At 63.5% G+C, this 17,411-nt stretch carries 16 protein-coding genes and 1 tRNA gene; 11 read left to right on the top strand and 6 right to left on the bottom strand.

Features of this window, described 5'->3' with window-relative positions; translation table 11 throughout:
- The first annotated feature begins 35 nt into the window (after positions 1 to 35).
- Entirely contained in the window at positions 36 to 812 is a 777-nt protein-coding gene (locus QF092_RS13295; RefSeq protein WP_281464399.1) for a phosphotransferase family protein, read from the top strand.
- Here the strand turns inward: QF092_RS13295 and ubiB are convergent.
- On the bottom strand, positions 809 to 2,338 hold the full coding sequence (gene ubiB / locus QF092_RS13290) for a 2-polyprenylphenol 6-hydroxylase (protein ID WP_281464397.1): 1,530 nt from the start codon (positions 2,336 to 2,338) through the stop codon (positions 809 to 811). The two genes, QF092_RS13295 and ubiB, sit on opposite strands and share 4 nt — an antisense overlap.
- Positions 2,339 to 3,091: a bifunctional demethylmenaquinone methyltransferase/2-methoxy-6-polyprenyl-1,4-benzoquinol methylase UbiE gene (ubiE, locus tag QF092_RS13285; RefSeq protein ID WP_281464395.1), complete on the bottom strand. Its 753-nt coding sequence runs from the start codon at positions 3,089 to 3,091 to the stop codon at positions 2,339 to 2,341.
- Positions 3,092 to 3,182: 91 nt separating this feature from the next.
- Between ubiE and mutM the strand changes: the two genes are divergently transcribed.
- From mutM to gyrB, 9 genes are all read left to right on the top strand, one after another.
- Positions 3,183 to 4,046, top strand: coding sequence for a bifunctional DNA-formamidopyrimidine glycosylase/DNA-(apurinic or apyrimidinic site) lyase (mutM, locus tag QF092_RS13280; RefSeq protein WP_281469981.1), 864 nt, complete (start codon positions 3,183 to 3,185; stop codon positions 4,044 to 4,046).
- Positions 4,047 to 4,121: 75 nt separating this feature from the next.
- Positions 4,122 to 4,898 carry an enoyl-CoA hydratase gene (locus tag QF092_RS13275; RefSeq protein ID WP_281464393.1) on the top strand — a complete coding sequence of 259 codons (777 nt, stop codon included), beginning with the start codon at positions 4,122 to 4,124 and terminating at the stop codon, positions 4,896 to 4,898.
- A gap of 156 nt (positions 4,899 to 5,054) precedes the next feature.
- Entirely contained in the window at positions 5,055 to 5,330 is a 276-nt protein-coding gene (rpsT, locus tag QF092_RS13270; RefSeq protein ID WP_281464391.1) for a 30S ribosomal protein S20, read from the top strand.
- A 618-nt stretch (positions 5,331 to 5,948) separates the two neighbouring features.
- Positions 5,949 to 7,313 (top strand): chromosomal replication initiator protein DnaA, encoded by a 1,365-nt coding sequence (gene dnaA, locus QF092_RS13265; RefSeq protein WP_281464388.1) that lies wholly within the window; start codon positions 5,949 to 5,951, stop codon positions 7,311 to 7,313.
- 257 nt (positions 7,314 to 7,570) lie between these two features.
- On the top strand, positions 7,571 to 8,689 hold the full coding sequence (dnaN, locus tag QF092_RS13260) for a DNA polymerase III subunit beta (RefSeq protein ID WP_281464386.1): 1,119 nt from the start codon (positions 7,571 to 7,573) through the stop codon (positions 8,687 to 8,689).
- Positions 8,690 to 8,727: 38 nt separating this feature from the next.
- On the top strand, positions 8,728 to 9,819 hold the full coding sequence (gene recF / locus QF092_RS13255) for a DNA replication/repair protein RecF (protein WP_281469979.1): 1,092 nt from the start codon (positions 8,728 to 8,730) through the stop codon (positions 9,817 to 9,819).
- Positions 9,816 to 10,250 (top strand): VOC family protein, encoded by a 435-nt coding sequence (locus QF092_RS13250; protein WP_281464384.1) that lies wholly within the window; start codon positions 9,816 to 9,818, stop codon positions 10,248 to 10,250. The genes recF and QF092_RS13250 overlap by 4 nt, the downstream gene beginning before the upstream one ends.
- A complete protein-coding gene (locus QF092_RS13245) occupies positions 10,247 to 10,867 on the top strand; it encodes a LysE family translocator (RefSeq protein WP_281464382.1) in 621 nt (206 codons plus the stop codon). The genes QF092_RS13250 and QF092_RS13245 overlap by 4 nt, the downstream gene beginning before the upstream one ends.
- An 81-nt stretch (positions 10,868 to 10,948) precedes the next feature.
- Positions 10,949 to 13,399, top strand: a complete 2,451-nt coding sequence (gene gyrB / locus QF092_RS13240) for a DNA topoisomerase (ATP-hydrolyzing) subunit B (protein ID WP_281464380.1) — start codon at positions 10,949 to 10,951, stop codon at positions 13,397 to 13,399.
- On the opposite strand, the gene QF092_RS13235 is transcribed toward gyrB, so the two are convergent.
- Together QF092_RS13235 and QF092_RS13230 are read right to left on the bottom strand one after the other, a co-directional pair.
- Positions 13,396 to 13,776: a globin domain-containing protein gene (locus QF092_RS13235; RefSeq protein ID WP_281464379.1), complete on the bottom strand. Its 381-nt coding sequence runs from the start codon at positions 13,774 to 13,776 to the stop codon at positions 13,396 to 13,398. The two genes, gyrB and QF092_RS13235, sit on opposite strands and share 4 nt — an antisense overlap.
- A gap of 96 nt (positions 13,777 to 13,872) precedes the next feature.
- Positions 13,873 to 13,948: transfer RNA gene (locus tag QF092_RS13230), tRNA-Arg, on the bottom strand.
- A gap of 237 nt (positions 13,949 to 14,185) precedes the next feature.
- On the opposite strand from QF092_RS13230, the gene QF092_RS13225 reads away from it, so the two are divergent.
- Positions 14,186 to 15,247 (top strand): LacI family DNA-binding transcriptional regulator, encoded by a 1,062-nt coding sequence (locus QF092_RS13225; protein WP_420026460.1) that lies wholly within the window; start codon positions 14,186 to 14,188, stop codon positions 15,245 to 15,247.
- On the opposite strand, the gene mtaB is transcribed toward QF092_RS13225, so the two are convergent.
- Positions 15,244 to 16,497, bottom strand: a complete 1,254-nt coding sequence (gene mtaB / locus QF092_RS13220) for a tRNA (N(6)-L-threonylcarbamoyladenosine(37)-C(2))-methylthiotransferase MtaB (RefSeq protein WP_281464377.1) — start codon at positions 16,495 to 16,497, stop codon at positions 15,244 to 15,246. The genes QF092_RS13225 and mtaB overlap by 4 nt on opposite strands.
- Positions 16,494 to 17,342 (bottom strand): diaminopimelate epimerase, encoded by an 849-nt coding sequence (gene dapF / locus QF092_RS13215; protein WP_281469975.1) that lies wholly within the window; start codon positions 17,340 to 17,342, stop codon positions 16,494 to 16,496. Before dapF ends, mtaB begins: the two co-directional genes overlap by 4 nt.
- Positions 17,343 to 17,411: the final 69 nt, after the last annotated feature.

Raw genomic sequence — 17,411 nt, 5'->3', positions numbered from 1 at the left:
TGCAGCGGCGGGCCATCTCGCTACGGTCCGCCGCCATGCCGCACGACCCCGCCACAGCCGCCCTCGCCCGCCTCCTTCCCGCCCAAGCGGCATGGGAACCGCTGCCCGGTGGCCGCACCAACCGCCTTTGGCGCATCGGGCCCCTTGTCCTGAAACGCCACGACCCGGCCGCCGCCAGCCCCCTTTTCCCGAACGACCCGCAGGCCGAGGCGCGCGCCCTTGCCCTCTTTTCCCCCCATGCCCTCGCCCCCCGCCTGCGCGCGTCGGGCGATGACTGGCTCATCTATGACCATGTGGATGGCACGCCTTGGCGCGGCGATCCTGCCCCCGTCGCCCGCATGCTGCACCGCCTGCACATGACCCCCGTCCCACAAGGCACCTTCCGCCCCCTGCCCAATGGCAGCGCCGCCATCCTTGCCGATGCCGCCCGCTTCGCGCCACAAGACCTGCTCCCGCCCCCCGATCCGCAGCTTCCCCCCATCCCGCCGCGCCCCGTCCATGCCGACCCCGTCCCCGGCAACATCCTTGCCACGGCGCAGGGCCCATTGCTGATCGATTGGCAATGCCCCGGCCTCGGCGACCCAGCCGAAGACCTTGCCACCCTCGCCTCTCCGGCCATGATGTGGCTCTATACCGGCGCAAAACCGCCCGAAGGCTGGGCCGAGGCGATCCTGAACGCATACCCCGATCAGGCCATCGCAGACCGGACCCGAACGCTCCTTCCGCTGTATCACTGGCGCATCCGCGCCCATTGCGCGTGGAAGGCGGCGCGCGGCGATGCCGATTACGCCACCGCTTTCAGCATCGCCTAAAGAAACGACCCCAGCCCGATCCCCGCCGCAAAGACCGCAGCCCCCAGCGGGATCAGATACCACCGCGACCGCCGCCGTGGCGGCGCCAACGGCTTCGGCGGGTCCGCCTGCGCGATCAGCGCCGCCTCCACCATCCGCGGCAGCTTTGGCCCGAACCGCGACAGAACCCGCGCCGTCAACACCAGATCACGCAGCAGCGCCGCAGGCCCCACATTCCGCGCGACATAGCTTTCCACCACCGGCTTCGCGACCTGCCAAATGTTGATATGCGGATCGAGCGATCGTGCCACACCTTCCACCACCACCATCGTCCGTTGCAACAGGATCAACTCCGTCCGCGTCTGCATCCCGAACCGTTCTGTCACCTCAAACAGATAGGCCAGCAGCCGTGCCATCGAAATCCGGCTGGCATCCATGCCAAAGATCGGCTCGCCCACCGCCCGCAAAGCCCGCGCGAATTCGTCGATATCCCGATCCGCAGGCACATAACCTGCCTCGAAATGCACCTCGGCCACACGGCGATAATCCTTGCGGATGAACCCCATCAGGATCTCGGCATAGACTCGGCGGGTATATTCGTCGATCCGCCCCATGATCCCGAAATCATAGGCGATAATCGCCCCATCCGCCCCCACCTTCAGGTTCCCCTGATGCATGTCGGCGTGAAAGAACCCATCCCGCAGCGCATGGTTCAGGAACAGCGAAAGCACCCGCGCCCCCAGCGCATTGCGATCATGCCCCGCCGCATCGATTGCGGCGTTGTCATTCATCCCGATGCCTTCCGCCCATCCCAGCGTCATCACCGTCTTGCCCGACAGGAACCAGATCGGCTTCGGCACCCGAAACCCTTCATCCTTTTCCGTATTCGCCGCGAACTCGGCCGCGGCCGAGGATTCCAGCCGCAAGTCCAACTCGCCCATCACCACGCCCTCGAAATGGGCGATCACATCCATGGGGCGCAGCCGCCGCGTCTGCGGGGCCACGATCTCGATCGTGCGCGCGATCAGGTAAAAGGCATCGATATCCTTACGAAACGCCCGCTCGATCCCGGGGCGCAGCACCTTGACCGCAACCTCTTCCCCCGTATCCGCCAGCCGCGCCCGATGCACCTGCGCGATGGACGCCGCCGCCACGGGCTCGGAAAATTCCGAAAACACCTGATCGACGGGCAGCTCAAGCTCCGCCTCGATCATCTTCTTGGCCACAGTGCGCGGGAAAGGCGGCAACTGGTCCTGCAGATATTTCAACTGCTGCGACAGTTCCTCGCCCACGATGTCGGGCCGCGTGGAAAGGATCTGCCCGAACTTGATATAAGCCGGACCCAGCGCCGTCAGCGCCCGCGTCGCAGGCGGCAGCGCCGGATCACCCTTCAACCCCAGCCATTTGAACGGCCAGCCAAGCAGCCGCGCCGCGATCCGAATCGACGGCGGTGCCCGAAACGCCTCAAGCACCACGGCCATCGCCCCGGTGCGTTCCAGCGTCGCGCCCGTGCGGATCAGGCGCCAGATATTATGCGGCCCCCTCATTCAGATCTTCCAACCCGAATGCAGCGCCGCGATGCCCAAAGACAGGTTGCGATATTTCACCTGCCCAAAACCCGCCTTGCGGATCATGCCCGCGAATGTCTCCTGATCCGGGAATTTGCGGATCGACTCGACCAGATACTGATAGCTGTCCCGATCCTTCGCTACGATCTGGCCCATCACCGGGATCACATTGAAGGAATAGGCGTCATAGACCTTCTGCATCAGGTCATTCGGAATCTGGCTGAACTCCAGCACCATCAACCGCCCGCCGGGCTTTAGAACCCGATACGCCTCGTTCAGCGCATCCTGCACCCGCGTCACGTTCCTTATGCCAAAGCTGATTGTGTAAACGTCAAAGGAATTGTCAGGGAAGGGCAGGGCCATCGCATCACCCACCACCCAATCCAACCGCTCCGCCTGCCGCTCTGCCTCGGCCCGCTTTCGGCCCGCCACCAGCATGGATTCGGTCATGTCCAACACCACCGCCGATGCCGACGGCGCGCGTTTCAGGAACCGGAACGCGATATCCCCCGTCCCCCCTGCCACATCCAGCAGGCGCTGACCCGGCCGTGGGGCCAGCCAGTCCATCATCGCATCCTTCCACAGACGGTGAACGCCCCCCGACATCAGATCATTCATGATGTCATAGCGGCTGGCCACCCGGGTAAAGACGCCATGCACCATCCCGGCCTTCTCGGCCTCCGGCACGGTCTGAAAGCCGAAATGCGTGGTGCCGTCGCGTTCTTCGCTCATCTGGTCTTGCCGTTCCTTTGCCTGCAACTCCTTATAGGGCCGATCCTAGGCGCTGCAATGCGCCCACATGCCGCCAGCCGCCGAGAACGCCATGCCCGAACTGCCCGAGGTTGAAACCGTCCGCCGTGGCCTGCTTCCCGCGATGGAAGGCCGCCGCATCACCCGCGCCCAGGTCAACCGCCCCGATCTGCGTTGGCCCTTCCCGCCCCGGATGGCAGACCGCCTGACGGGCGCGCGCATTCTATCCTTGCGCCGCCGCTCCAAATATATCCTCGCCGACCTGTCCACCGACGAGACACTCCTTATCCATCTCGGCATGTCAGGCCGCATGCTGATCTCCTCTCCGGCAGGTCGCGAAACCTTGGGCGAATGGCACCACCACCACCCCGCTCCCGCCAAACACGATCATGTTATCCTTGATATGGAAGATGGCACCCGCATCACTTTCAACGATGCCCGCCGCTTCGGCGCGATGGACCTTATGCCCACCGCCACCGCCGAGGCCCACCCGCTTCTGGCGCAACTCGGCCCCGAGCCGCTGGGCAACGCCTTCGATGAACCCTATCTCGCCGCCCGGCTGAAGGGCCGCAATACCCCCATCAAATCCGCCCTGCTCGACCAGCACATCGTCGCGGGCTTGGGTAACATCTATGTCTGCGAAACCCTCTACCGCGCCCGCATCCACCCCGCGCGCAAGGCCGCCCGCATCAGCGCAGCCCGCGCCGCCACCCTCGTCCCCCTGATCCGCGACGTTCTGGCCGAGGCGATCACCGCCGGCGGCTCGTCCTTGCGCGACTACCGGCAGGCCGATGGCGAACTTGGCTATTTCCAGCACAGCTTCCAAGTTTACGGCCGCGAAGGCGAACCCTGCGTCACCCCCGGCTGCACCGCCACCATCCGCCGCATCGTGCAATCGGGCCGGTCTTCCTTCTTCTGCCCCACCTGCCAGCGATGACGTTCCGTAACCACCCTTGATAACGCCCCCGTTACTGCTAGGAGTCCTCCCAGCCAAAAGAAGCCGGAGCCACCGATGGCCTATGACACCCTGATCGTCGAGATCGAGGATTACACCGCCCTCATCCGCCTCAACCGCCCCGAGGCGCTCAATGCCCTCAACGCGCGGCTGATGCAGGAACTCGCACAGGCCATCACCGCCGCCGACCGCAACGACAAGATCCGTTGCATCGTCCTCACCGGGACGGAAAAGGCCTTCGCCGCTGGCGCCGACGTAAAGGAGATGGCCGAGAAAACCTTTACCGACGTCTATTTCGACGACCTCTTCGCCGCCGAGGCCGACGCCATCGCCCGCTGCCGCAAACCCCTCATCGCCGCCGTGTCGGGCTACTGCCTTGGTGGTGGCTGCGAATTGGCCATGATGTGTGATTTCATCATCGCCGCCGACACTGCCAAATTCGGCCAGCCCGAAATCAACCTCGGCATCGTCGCGGGCATGGGCGGCACCCAACGCCTCACCCGCGCCATAGGCAAGGCCAAGGCGATGGACATGAACCTGACAGGCCGCTTCATGGACGCGGCCGAGGCCGAACGTGCAGGCCTGATCAGCCGCATCGTCCCAGCCAAGGACCTTGTCACCGAAACCCTGAAAATCGCGGGCAAGATCGCCGAAAAATCCGCCCTCACCGCGATGCTCGTGAAGGAATCGGTCAACCGCGCCTTTGAAACCACCCTCTCCGAAGGCATCCGCTTCGAACGCCGTATGTTCAACGCCGCCTTCGCCTCCGAAGATCAGAAGGAAGGCATGGCCGCCTTCATGGAAAAGCGCCAACCGCAATTCCGCGACCGGTGATCTTTCCATCTTTTCTTTCTTTGCCACTTGGCCTATAGGCCCCGGTCACATGCGCGTGGGCCCGCTTAGGCAAGAATCGATTCCGTCCCGTTGGACGGGCCTCGGGTCTTTTGCGCAATCGATCTGAAACGCAAGACCCACAGGAACCGAAAGCCCATGGCAAATACCGCCCAGTCCAAAAAGCGCGCGCGCCAGTCCGAAACCCGCTTCGCGATCAACAAGGCCCGCCGCTCGCGCATCCGCACCTTCGTCCGCAAGGTCGAAGAGGCGATCGCATCGGGCAATGCCGAAGCCGCCCTCGCCGCCCTGCGCGCCGCCCAGCCGGAACTGGACCGCGGCGTGACCAAGGGCGTGCTGCACGCCAACACCGTGGCGCGCAAGATGTCGCGCCTCGCCGCCCGCGCCAAGGCATTGGCCACCCCGGCCTCCTAACATTTTCGACGATCCATCGTCGCGTGGGGCGCATCCGAAAGGCTGCGCCCTTTCTACTTTTTTGCTTAAGACACATACCAATCAGGGCATGTATTCCATGCGTTTTTGCAACCCCCCGTTGCCGATTTGCACAGGCCGCCGGATTCGATTTTGTCATCCCTGTGTCAAGCTTGAAGTTCGGTTGCACCTCCTCGCGGCGGCTTGTTAGCGTCAGGGTGCGATTCACTCTCGTCTTGGGGGACATGACGGGTTCGCAGACAGAAATCGGACGGTTCGCAAGGCTGCCAAGCGTGTGAATTGCCGCCGAAAATGTCTGTGAATCAAATGGTTGTGGTGTCTGCACAGGTTGTGCGGCAATCAGATCGGGCAGGCAGGCCAAGGATGCGAATCCGTGGTTTACTTGCCATGATACGTCGGCTGCGTTGGCCGGAAACAGGGTTGTGGGTGCCCCGGCGAAGGGGCGGTGTGAAACCTGTCTCCGAACCACGCCAAACGGCGCTGCCATGTTTTGCCACCTGATCCGAAAGGGGATGGCCCCGGCAACAGCCGGTGCAACAACAACAGGCGTGCCGGATCTGTCACAGATTCAGAAGCATGTCGCCGCACGGGTCAGAAAGAATGACGAACGAGACTTGGGGTTTGGTCCGCGAGGAACTGATCAAGAGGGTAGGCCGCACCAACTACGCAACCTGGATCGAACCGCTGAAACTCTCGCACCTCCGCAATGGTGTGGCGCGATTCGAGGTGCCGACGTCTTTCTTCGGTGACTGGGTCAACCGCAACTTCGCCGATCACATCCGCGCCCAGCTGAACACGGCAGGCGCGCAGGTGGAACGTGTCGAATTCACCGTGTCCAGCCGCCCCGCCGCCCCGGTCGCCGCACCCACGGCACCCGCCGCCGCGCCCAAAGCCAAACCTGCCCGCACCGCCGAAACCGAAGATATGCCCGGCGCGCCGCTGGATGCCCGTTTCACCTTTGACAGCTTTGTCGTGGGCAAGCCCAACGAACTCGCCCATGCCGCCGCCCGCCGTGTCGCCGAAGGCGGCCCCGTCACTTTCAACCCGCTGTTCCTTTATGGCGGCGTGGGTCTGGGTAAGACGCACCTGATGCATGCCATCGCGCATGAACTGCAAACCCGCCAGCCGCATCTGCGCGTGCTTTACCTCTCGGCCGAACAGTTCATGTATCGCTTCGTGCAGGCGCTCCGCGAACGTCAGATCATGGATTTCAAGGAACTCTTCCGTTCCGTCGATGTCCTGATGGTTGATGACGTGCAATTCATCGCAGGCAAGGACAGCACACAGGAAGAATTCTTCCACACCTTCAACGCGCTGGTTGATCAGAACAAGCAGATCGTCATCTCCGCCGACCGCGCACCGGGCGAGATTAAGGATCTCGAAGATCGCATCAAATCCCGCCTGCAATGCGGGCTGGTGGTCGATCTTCATCCCACCGATTACGAACTCCGCCTCGGCATCCTTCAACAGAAGGTGGAACAGTATCGCAATCAATATAAGGGCCTCGCCATTTCGGGTGGCGTGTTGGAATTCCTCGCCCATCGCATCACGACAAATGTCCGCGTGCTGGAAGGCGCGCTGACCCGCCTCTTCGCTTTCGCCTCCCTCGTGGGGCGCGAGATTACGCTGGAACTGGCGCAGGACTGTCTGGCCGATATCCTCCGCGCCTCGGACCGCAAGCTCACGATCGAAGAGATTCAGCGCAAGGTCGCCGAACATTACAACATCCGCCTGTCCGACATGATCGGGCCAAAGCGCGTCCGCACCATCGCCCGCCCGCGCCAGATCGCCATGTATCTGGCCAAGCAGCTGACGCCCCGCTCGCTTCCTGAAATCGGCCGTCGCTTTGGTGGGCGCGACCACACGACCATCATGCATGGCGTTCGCAAGATCGAAGAACTGATGGCCACCGACAGCCAGCTCAACGACGATCTGCAAATGCTCCGCCGTCTGTTGCAGGGCTGATCCGCGCAGGGCCGTTTCCGATGATTCGTTAAGGAATTGCTGTGGCCCCGCGCGTGGCCACAGTTTGCGGCACAAAAGGCGGCACAAAACAGGGCACAACCGATTTGCCCCGAAAGCCCAGGTAAAGCCAACGCACGCAAGCCGTTGCGACAATTGCGCCGCGCCCCGCGCCGCAAAGACGCCAAACCGCTTGTGAACCGCCTGAAAACGGCTACTTTCTGCATCCCCATGGGGGGCAAGAGCAAGGGATGGTCACCATGAAACTCTCGATCGAACGCGGCACGCTGCTCAAGGCCTTGGCGCAGGCGCAATCCGTCGTGGAACGCCGCAACACCATCCCGATCCTTGCCAATGTGCTGATCGAGGCGGATGGCGCACAGGTCAGTTTCCGCGCCACCGATCTGGATATCGAAGTGGTCGACCGCGCCCCAGCCATGGTGGAACGCGCCGGTGCCACCACAGTATCCGCCGTGATGCTGCATGAAATCGTCCGCAAACTCCCCGACGGCGCGTTGGTGAACCTGTCCGAAGACAGCGCCTCTGGCCGCCTGACGATCACGGCAGGCCGCTCCACCTTCAGCCTTGCCACGCTGCCGAAGGAAGACTTCCCCGTTATGGCCTCGTCGGAATACACGACGAACTTCTCGGCCAAGGCCGGCGAATTGCGCCGCCTCTTCGACAAGGCGAAATTCGCAATTTCAACCGAGGAAACAAGGTATTACCTGAACGGCGTCTATATGCACACCGCCACCGGTGAAGACGGCCCCGTCCTGCGCTGCGTCGCGACCGATGGCCACCGCCTCGCCCGCATCGACGCCCCCCTGCCGGAAGGCGCGCAGGGCATGGCGGGCGTGATCGTCCCGCGCAAGACGGTGGGCGAGCTTCGCAAACTCCTCGACGAAGACGATGCTGCCATCGCCGTCTCGGTCAGCGAAACCAAGGTCCGCTTCGCCACCCCGGCCATCACCCTGACGTCCAAGGTCATCGACGGTACCTTCCCCGATTACACCCGCGTCATCCCCACCCAAAACACCCGTCGGCTTGAGGTGGACGCCTCCGAATTCGCCAAGGCCGTCGACCGTGTCGCCACCGTCTCCTCCGAACGCTCGCGCGCCGTGAAACTCTCGCTCGACGAAGACCGCCTGATCCTCTCCGTCAACGCCCCCGACTCGGGCGCCGCCGAAGAGGAACTCGCCGTTGCCTATGGCGATGAACGGCTGGAAATTGGCTTCAACGCCAAATACTTGCTCGAAATCGCCAGCCAGGTTGACCGCGAGAATGCCGTCTTCCTCTTCAATTCCTCCGGCGACCCCACCCTCATGCGCGAAGGCAACGACACCAGCGCAGTCTATGTCGTCATGCCGATGCGGGTGTGACGCTCACACGCTGATCCTGAAGAAGAATGGAGATTGGGGTGGGTGGCCTGACCCTCTCGACACTCACCCTCTCCCACTTCCGCAGCCACCGCGCCGCGCGGTTGGAGTTGGACGGGCGTCCCGTGGCCCTCTCTGGCCCCAACGGGGCGGGCAAAACCAACATATTAGAGGCCGTCTCCCTCCTCTCCCCCGGCCGTGGCCTGCGTCGCGCGGCAACGGATGAACTGGCCCGCAAACCTGATGCCATCGGCTGGAAAATCCGCGCCGAAACCACGGCCCCCTTCCACGATCTTGAAACCTTCGCCGAAGGCGGTGAGTCGCGTCAGACCCGCATCGACGGCAAGGCCGCGCCCCAAGTGGCGCTCGCCCGCATCCTGCGCATCCTCTGGCTGGTCCCCGCGATGGACAGGCTTTGGATCGAATCCGCCGAAGGTCGCCGCCGCTTCCTTGATCGCACAACCCTCAGCTTCGCCCCGGATCACGCCGAGGTGGTGCTGACCTACGAAAAAGCCATGCGCGACCGCAACCGCCTGCTCAAGGACATGGTGCAGGACGCGCATTGGTACACCGCGTTGGAAACCCAGATGGCCGAGGCGGCCGCCCAGATCACCGCCAACCGCCAGCACGCACTTGCCCGCCTCGCCGCCGCGCAGGCCGGGGCGGAAACGGCCTTCCCCGCCGCCGACCTGTCGCTGATCGGGCCAGAGGGTGAGGATATGCCCGACGACCTCGCCCCCGCCCTTGCCGCCAACCGCCGCCGCGACATGGCCGCCGGGCGCACGCTTCTTGGCCCACATCGCGCCGATCTGGCCGCCATCTACAGCGCCAAGGGCACACCCGCCGACCAATGTTCCACCGGGGAACAGAAGGCGCTCCTGATCTCGCTCATCCTTGCCAATGCCCGGGCTTTGGCCGCCGATCTTGGCACCCCGCCCATCCTTTTGCTGGACGAGGTCGCCGCTCATCTGGATCAGAACCGCCGCGCCGCGCTTTATGATGAAATCTGCGCCCTCGGCGCGCAGGCCCTGATGACAGGCACGGAACCCGGCCTGTTTGACAGTCTGGGAAACAGGGCGCAAAGCTTCACCGTCGCCGAAGAGGGCGGCATGTCCAAGGTCACCGAAACATGACGCCGCAGCGCATCACCCTCATCACGCTCGGCACCCGTGACCTGCCCACCGCCCGCGCCTTCTATGCCCGTTTCGGCTGGCAGGAACATCTCGATAGCCAGCCCGGCGTCGCCTTCTTCCAACTCCATGGCCAAGCGCTCGCCCTGTTCGGCCTGACCGATCTGGCCAAGGATCAGGGCCGCCCCGACGCCCCCCTTGGCACCGGGGCCGTCACCCTTGCGCAGAACTTCGCGACAGAGGCCGAGGTGGACACCGCCTTCGCCGCCGCCCTTGCGGCAGGGGCAACCGCGCTAAAGGCACCGGAAAAGGTGTTCTGGGGCGGCTATTCCGGCTATTGGGCCGATCCTGACGGCCATGTCTGGGAAGTGGCGATGAACCCCTTCTGGCCGCTTTCCGCTGACGGAACCCTCACCCTGCCCGATCCGAAATGACCGTTACCGCCTACCAACTTCTTCTTTACGCAGGCGGCATGGCCGCACTCTGGGCCGTCCCCGGCCCCGTCTGGGTCGCCCTCACGGCCCGCGCTCTGTCGGGCGGCATGGCCGGGGCTTGGCCGCTTGCTGTGGGCGTGGCGCTGGGCGATCTGATCTGGCCCCTGATGGCGATCCTTGGTCTGACATGGGTCCACAGCGTCTATGGCGATTATCTGTCGGTCCTGCGCTGGGTCGCAGCTGTGATCTTCCTCTTGATGGGGGTCATGCTCATCCGCAAACCGACGGCCACGCTGAACGCCGACTCGCGCCTGACAAAACCGGGCCTCTGGGCAGGTTTCTCCGTCGGCGTCGCGGCCGTGATCGGCAACCCCAAGGCCATCCTTTTCTACATGGGCGCGCTGCCCGGTTTCTTTGACCTCGGCGCGTTGCAAACCCCAGACATCATCGCGATCATCGCCATTTCCGCCTTCGTTCCCATGGTCGGCAACCTTGGCCTTGCCTGGTTCCTTGACCGCGCGCGCCGCCTGCTTTCCAGCCCCGCAGCGGTCCGACGGATGAATATCGGTTCCGGCATTCTGCTTATCCTCGTCGGGCTGGTCATCCCCTTCACCTGACCGCAATATCTTGTGCCCAAGGCGTGACATTCCCCCCTTACCCCGCTATAAATCGCGGGCAATTCAAGGGATGCCCGACGCATGGCCGAAGCCGCGAAGAAAGCCGCCGAATACGGCGCTGATTCCATCAAGGTTCTCAAAGGGTTGGAGGCGGTTCGCAAACGCCCCGGCATGTATATCGGCGACACCGACGATGGGTCGGGTCTGCATCACATGGTCTACGAAGTCGTCGACAACGGGATTGATGAGGCATTAGCAGGCCACGCCACCGCCGTCACCGTGAAAATCCACGCCGACAGTTCCGTTTCCGTGCGCGACAATGGCCGTGGCATCCCCGTCGATCTTCATGCCGAAGAAGGCGTTTCGGCGGCCGAGGTCATCATGACCCAGCTGCATGCGGGCGGCAAATTCAACAACACCGATGACAGCGGCAACGCCTACAAGGTTTCGGGCGGTCTGCATGGCGTGGGCGTTTCCGTCGTCAACGCCCTGTCCGAATGGCTGGAACTCACCGTCTGGCGCAATGATACCGAATACCGGGCCCGGTTCGAGGATGGCGAATGCACCGTCCATGTCCATGAGGTCGGCCCCGCCCCCGGCATGCGCGGCACCGAGGTGCGCTTTCTTGCATCCGCCAAGACCAACCGCCCCGACGGCACCTTCAGTAACCTCGACTATAGCTTCAAGGTGCTGGAAACCCGCCTGCGGGAACTCGCCTTCCTGAATTCCGGCGTCCGCATCATCATCGAAGACGAACGCCCCGCCGAACCCTTGCATACCGAACTTTTCTATGAAGGCGGCGTGAAGGAATTCGTCAAATACCTCGACCGCTCCAAGACATCCGTCATGCCCGAACCCATCTACATGGTGGGCGAAAAGAACGGCATTGGGGTCGAGGTCGCGATGTGGTGGAATGACAGCTATCACGAGGCCGTCCTTCCCTTCACCAACAATATCCCGCAGCGCGACGGTGGCACCCACCTTGCAGGCTTCCGTGGTGCGCTCACGCGCACCATCAACGCCTATGCCCAATCCTCCGGCATCGCGAAAAAGGAAAAGGTCGATTTCACCGGCGATGACGCCCGCGAAGGCCTGACCTGCGTCCTGTCGGTCAAGGTGCCCGATCCCAAGTTTTCCAGCCAGACGAAGGATAAGCTTGTGTCGTCCGAGGTGCGCCCTGCGGTCGAAAACCTTGTGAACGAAAAGCTTGCCGAATGGTTCGAAGAAAATCCCGGCCCCGCCAAGATCATCGTCGGCAAAATCATCGAAGCAGCCCTCGCCCGCGAAGCCGCCCGCAAGGCGCGCGAACTCACCCGCCGCAAGACGGCGCTGGACGTGGCCTCTCTTCCCGGCAAATTGGCCGATTGTCAGGAACGCGATCCCGCCAAATCGGAACTCTTCCTCGTCGAGGGTGACTCTGCCGGCGGCTCGGCCAAACAGGGCCGTTCCCGTTCCAATCAGGCCGTGCTGCCCCTGCGCGGCAAGATCCTGAACGTCGAACGCGCGCGGTTCGACCGGATGCTCGGCAGTCAGGAAATCGGCACCCTGATCACCGCACTCGGCACCGGGATCGGGCGCGATGAATTCGACATCAAGAAACTCCGCTACCACAAGATCGTCATCATGACGGATGCCGATGTGGATGGCGCGCATATCCGCACCCTCCTTCTGACCTTCTTCTTCCGCCAGATGCCGGAACTGATCGAAGGCGGCTATCTCTACATCGCGCAGCCCCCGCTTTACAAAGTCTCGCGCGGGAAATCCGAGGTTTACCTGAAGGATCAGGCCGCGCTTGAAGATTACCTTGTCGAGATGGGTATCGAAGGCGCCGTGCTGCGCCTGAATGACGGGCAGGAAATCGCAGGGGCAGACCTTGCCCGCGTGGTTGAAGGTGCGCGCAGCTTCCGCCGTGTGCTGGACGCCTTCCCAACGCATTACCCCAAGAACATCCTCGAACAGGCCGCCATCGCCGGGGCCTTCGATCCCGGTCGCGCCGATGCCGATCTTCAGGCCGTCGCCGATCAGGTCGCCCGCCGGCTGGACCTCGTTGCTGCCGAGTATGAAAAGGGCTGGACAGGCCGCATCACGCAGGACCATGGCATCCGCCTCTCGCGCGTCCTGCGTGGGGTCGAAGAACTTCGCACCCTCGACGGGGCCGTCCTGCGGTCGGGCGAGGCGCGCAAGCTGTCCTCAATCGCCGGGCCCCAGCGCGAATATTACCGCGATCCCGCCCGCCTGATCCGCAAGGATCGCGAACAGATGGTCTACGGGCCGACCGACCTGCTGAAATCGATCCTTGCCGAAGGCGAAAAGGGTCTTTCGTTGCAACGCTATAAAGGCTTGGGCGAAATGAACCCCGAACAGCTTTGGGAAACCACGCTCGACCCCGATGCCCGCACCCTGCTGCAAGTCAAGGTCGACGATCTGGCCGAAGCCGATGACATCTTCACCAAACTGATGGGTGACGTCGTGGAACCTCGCCGCGACTTCATCCAGCAAAACGCGCTGAACGTCGAAAACCTCGACTTCTAGGCGTTCACCAACATCCGGGCGGCACGGTCAAAGGCCGTGTCGATCCGCCCCCGCGCCGCGCCATGGATGCCCGTGTCATCTAGGGCGCGCGCCATGCAGGCCAGCCAATCCTCTGCATCCTTCTCACGGATCGGCACATGGGCATGAATCTCGCGCAGACTCATATGCCCATGCGCTTCGGCGTAATAGCGCCGCCCGCCAAAGAACCCGCACAGGAACCCGAACTGCTCCACCCGCACATGGGCCAGCCCATGCCCCTGAAAATGCAGGTCGAGTATCCGCGCCCCTTCTGGTGCCGTCTCGATAATGTCGTAGAACCGCTCCACCAGCGCCCGCACAACCGGCTCTCCGCCGATCTCTTCCACCACTGTCGTCATGGGGGCCTCCATCGCTGGCCCATCAGACGCCGCGACAGCCCCGCCCGCAATGCGACACCCGCCCACAGCCCGCATCTTTCCGACGTAAAGGGAAACTGGCGATCCCGGCAGGACTTGAACCTGCAACCTTCCCCTTAGGAGGGGGACGCTCTATCCGTTGAGCTACGGGACCACACGCCCGCCTTGATGCGCGAAAACGCGATACGGTGCAACCTTGGCTGGATCAGGAAAAGAAAAAGGGGGAAGTGAATTTTTGGCCCACCACTTCCCCCCTCGGGTCCGTTGCGTCTGGGTTGAGAGCTTGCAGGACGCGCAGGATATGTATCGGTCAATCGCTTTCGCCCCGACCTGTTAGCGGTAACATATGCGATCATCGTCTCTTGGACAAGGGGGTAGTTTAGGGCTAACAATGTCCAACCAGAACAGGCAGGACCTTTACCCCGTGACCAAGCCCCCCGGTTTCGATCCCCGGCGCACCCTTACCCTCCGCGATGTGTCCGAAGCATCCGGTGTCAGCGAAATGACGGTCAGCCGCGTCCTGCGCAATCGGGGCGATGTCTCTGAAGCCACGCGTGAGCGTGTCTTGGAAGCGGCCCGCAGCTTGGGCTATGTGCCGAACAAGATCGCAGGCGCCTTGGCCTCACAGCGCGTCAACCTTGTGGGTGTCATCATTCCCTCCCTGTCCAACATGGTCTTCCCCGAGGTGCTCACCGGTATCTCCGACACGCTGGAAGACACGGGTCTGCAACCTGTCGTGGGCGTCACCAACTATTCCCCCGAACGCGAAGAAGCGGTGATCTACGAAATGCTGTCATGGCGTCCATCTGGGATGATCGTGGCAGGGTTGGAACATACCGATGCCTCGCGCGCCATGCTGGCGCAGGCAGGCATCCCGACTGTCGAGATCATGGATATCGACGGAACCGCCATCGATAGCGCCGTGGGCATCTCGCACCGCCGCGCGGGCCGCCAGATGGCCGAGGCGATCATCGCCGCAGGCTACCGCCGCATCGCCTTTTGCGGCACGATGATGCCCTATGATCACCGCGCGAAGAAACGCCTTGCAGGTTTTGAAGAGGCTCTCGCCAAGGCGGGCCTTACGCTGGCTGATCGCGAATTCTATTCCGGCGGCTCTGCCCTTCTGAAGGGCCGCGAAATGACCGAAGCCGTGCTGAAACGCACGCCCGATGTGGATTTCCTCTACTATTCCAACGACATGATCGGCGCTGGCGGCCTTTTGTGGTGCCTTGAAAAGGGCATCGACGTGCCCGGCAAGATCGGCCTTGCAGGCTTCAACGGTGTGGAACTCCTTGACGGCCTGCCCCGTCGCCTTGCCACCATGGATGCCTGCCGCCTCGAAATCGGCCGCCGCGCGGCCGAGATCATCGCCGGCAAACATGAGGGCGTGATCGGGGGCGAGGTGATCGAACTTACCCCGACACTGCAACCGGGCGATACGATCCGCCGCTAGGCCACCAACCGCCCACCCGCGAACCCCGTCACCCGTGCCGTCACGATCTGGCCTTCCGGCTGGTCGGTGGTGAACTCTACCTCAGTGAACTGCTCCGTCCGGCCCATGCGCGGGCCTTCCAGCAGTATCTGGTGCGAAACCCCCACCTGCGCCGCCAGATGCGCGGCAAGCGCCGCCTCTCCCGCCGCCCGCAGCCGCGCCGCCCGCTCCTTGATCACAGGCCCTTTCACCTGCGGCATCCGGGCGGCAGGTGTCCCCTTGCGGGGCGAAAACGGAAAGACATGCAGAAAGGTCAGTCCGCAATCCCGCACCAGATCGACCGATTGCTGGAACATCTCTTCCGTCTCGGTCGGGAAACCCGCGATGATATCCGCCCCGAACACCATATCAGGCCGCAACCGCCGCGCCTCTTCGCAGAACCGGATTGCGTCATCCCGCAGATGCCGCCGCTTCATCCGCTTCAGGATCAGGTCATCCCCCGCCTGCAAAGACAAATGCAGATGCGGCATCAACCGTGGCTCTGTCGCAATCGCGTCCATCAGCGCCTCATCGGCCTCGATCGAATCGATGGAACTGATCCGCAGCCGGGGCAGATCCGGCACCAGCCGCAATATCCGCATCACCAGATCGCCCAGCCGGGGCTGCGCCGGAAGGTCCGCCCCCCACGAGGTCAGGTCCACCCCGGTCAGCACAACCTCTTTGAACCCCTTGTCCACCAGCCGCTTGATCTGCTCCACCACCACCCCCGCAGGGACAGACCGCGAATTCCCGCGCCCGTAGGGGATGATGCAAAAGGTGCAGCGATGATCGCAACCGTTTTGCACCTGCACATAGGCCCGATGCCGCCCGAACCCGTCGATCAGATGGCCCGCCGTTTCCCGCACCGACATGATGTCATCGACCTGCACCTTCTCGGTCACCCCGATCAGGTCCGGTGCGCGCAGGCCCACCCATGTTTCCGCCTGCATCTTTTCATGATTGCCGATCACCCGCGCCACTTCGGGCATCGCGGCGAATGTCTCGGGTTCCGTCTGCGCCGCACAGCCGGTGACGATGATCGTCGCCCCCGGATGTTCGCGCGACAACCGCCGGATTTCCTGCTTGGCCTTTCGCACCGCTTCCGCCGTCACCGCGCAGGTGTTCACGATGACCGCATTCTCAACCCCCGCAGCGGCGGAAAGCTCTTTCATCGCTTCCGTCTCATAGGCGTTCAGACGGCAGCCCAGCGTGGCAAAGACAGGAACACTCATGCGACGGCTGCCAGAAACTCCGGGCTCAGCCAGCCGTCAAAGACATGCGCCACCGGTCCGGTCATCCAGACCCCATCGTCGCGCCAGTCCAACTCCAGCCGCCCGCCATCCACATCCATCACCACGCGCCGTCCCGTCAGGCCGCGCAGATGCGCCGCAACCGCCGTGGCACAGGCCCCCGATCCGCAGGCCAGCGTGATGCCCGTCCCCCGCTCCCACACCCGCATCCGCAGATGATCGGGGCCAACCAGAGACGCAAATTCCACATTCGTCCGCGCCGGGAACAGCGGGTCATGCTCCACCCGCGCGCCCCATCCGGCCACATCCACGCTTTCCGCATCCGGCACAAAGAACACCGCATGCGGATTCCCCATCCCCACTGCCACAGGGTCGCCCTCCAGCGGCAGATGCAAAAGGTCCACCTCGCGCGACAGGGGCACGTCGCGCCAGTCCAGAACGGGCGGCCCCATATTCACCGACACCAGCCCATCGCCCCGCCGCACCGCCGACAGCCCGCCACGCGCTGTGACCAATGTCACCGCCTCGCGCCCCAACTGCCGCATCATGTGATCCGAAACGCAGCGCGTGGCATTGCCGCAGGCCCCCGCCCGGCTGCCATCGCTGTTCCAGAAATCCAGCGCGAAATCCGCCCCCGCCGCATCGCGGATTTCGGCCAGCTGGTCGAACCCAACGCCCCGGTTCCGATCGCCCAGCGCCCGCGCCAGCGCTGGCGTCACCCGCCCAGCCGTCTCCGCCCCGCGCCCGCGCGAGTCGATGACGACGAAATCATTGCCCAGCCCATGCATTTTCATGAAGGCCAGGCCATCCGGGGGCCGCTTTTCCATCATCCCGCCCATATACGCCCCGGTCCCCAAATTATCCAGAGCCAAGCCTTTTTTGCCCTTGACCCCCCG

The organism is Fuscovulum ytuae (assembly GCF_029953595.1).
Lineage (GTDB): Bacteria > Pseudomonadota > Alphaproteobacteria > Rhodobacterales > Rhodobacteraceae > Paragemmobacter > Paragemmobacter ytuae.
The sequence above is the reverse complement of the archived record's forward strand: the minus strand, read 5'-3'. Positions and strand labels throughout refer to the sequence as shown.

Excerpts from the sequence above, each read along its gene's own strand:
- QF092_RS13295 (WP_281464399.1), top strand. The coding sequence starts at position 36 with ATGCCGCACGACCCCGCCACAGCCGCCCTCGCCCGCCTCCTTCCCGCC.
- ubiB (WP_281464397.1), bottom strand. The coding sequence starts at position 2,338 with ATGAGGGGGCCGCATAATATCTGGCGCCTGATCCGCACGGGCGCGACG.
- ubiE (WP_281464395.1), bottom strand. The coding sequence starts at position 3,091 with ATGAGCGAAGAACGCGACGGCACCACGCATTTCGGCTTTCAGACCGTG.
- mutM (WP_281469981.1), top strand. The coding sequence starts at position 3,183 with ATGCCCGAACTGCCCGAGGTTGAAACCGTCCGCCGTGGCCTGCTTCCC.
- QF092_RS13275 (WP_281464393.1), top strand. The coding sequence starts at position 4,122 with ATGGCCTATGACACCCTGATCGTCGAGATCGAGGATTACACCGCCCTC.
- rpsT (WP_281464391.1), top strand. The coding sequence starts at position 5,055 with ATGGCAAATACCGCCCAGTCCAAAAAGCGCGCGCGCCAGTCCGAAACC.
- dnaA (WP_281464388.1), top strand. The coding sequence starts at position 5,949 with ATGACGAACGAGACTTGGGGTTTGGTCCGCGAGGAACTGATCAAGAGG.
- dnaN (WP_281464386.1), top strand. The coding sequence starts at position 7,571 with ATGAAACTCTCGATCGAACGCGGCACGCTGCTCAAGGCCTTGGCGCAG.
- QF092_RS13250 (WP_281464384.1), top strand. The coding sequence starts at position 9,816 with ATGACGCCGCAGCGCATCACCCTCATCACGCTCGGCACCCGTGACCTG.
- QF092_RS13245 (WP_281464382.1), top strand. The coding sequence starts at position 10,247 with ATGACCGTTACCGCCTACCAACTTCTTCTTTACGCAGGCGGCATGGCC.
- gyrB (WP_281464380.1), top strand. The coding sequence starts at position 10,949 with ATGGCCGAAGCCGCGAAGAAAGCCGCCGAATACGGCGCTGATTCCATC.
- QF092_RS13235 (WP_281464379.1), bottom strand. The coding sequence starts at position 13,776 with ATGACGACAGTGGTGGAAGAGATCGGCGGAGAGCCGGTTGTGCGGGCG.
- QF092_RS13225 (WP_420026460.1), top strand. The coding sequence starts at position 14,186 with ATGTCCAACCAGAACAGGCAGGACCTTTACCCCGTGACCAAGCCCCCC.
- mtaB (WP_281464377.1), bottom strand. The coding sequence starts at position 16,497 with ATGAGTGTTCCTGTCTTTGCCACGCTGGGCTGCCGTCTGAACGCCTAT.
- dapF (WP_281469975.1), bottom strand. The coding sequence starts at position 17,342 with ATGGAAAAGCGGCCCCCGGATGGCCTGGCCTTCATGAAAATGCATGGG.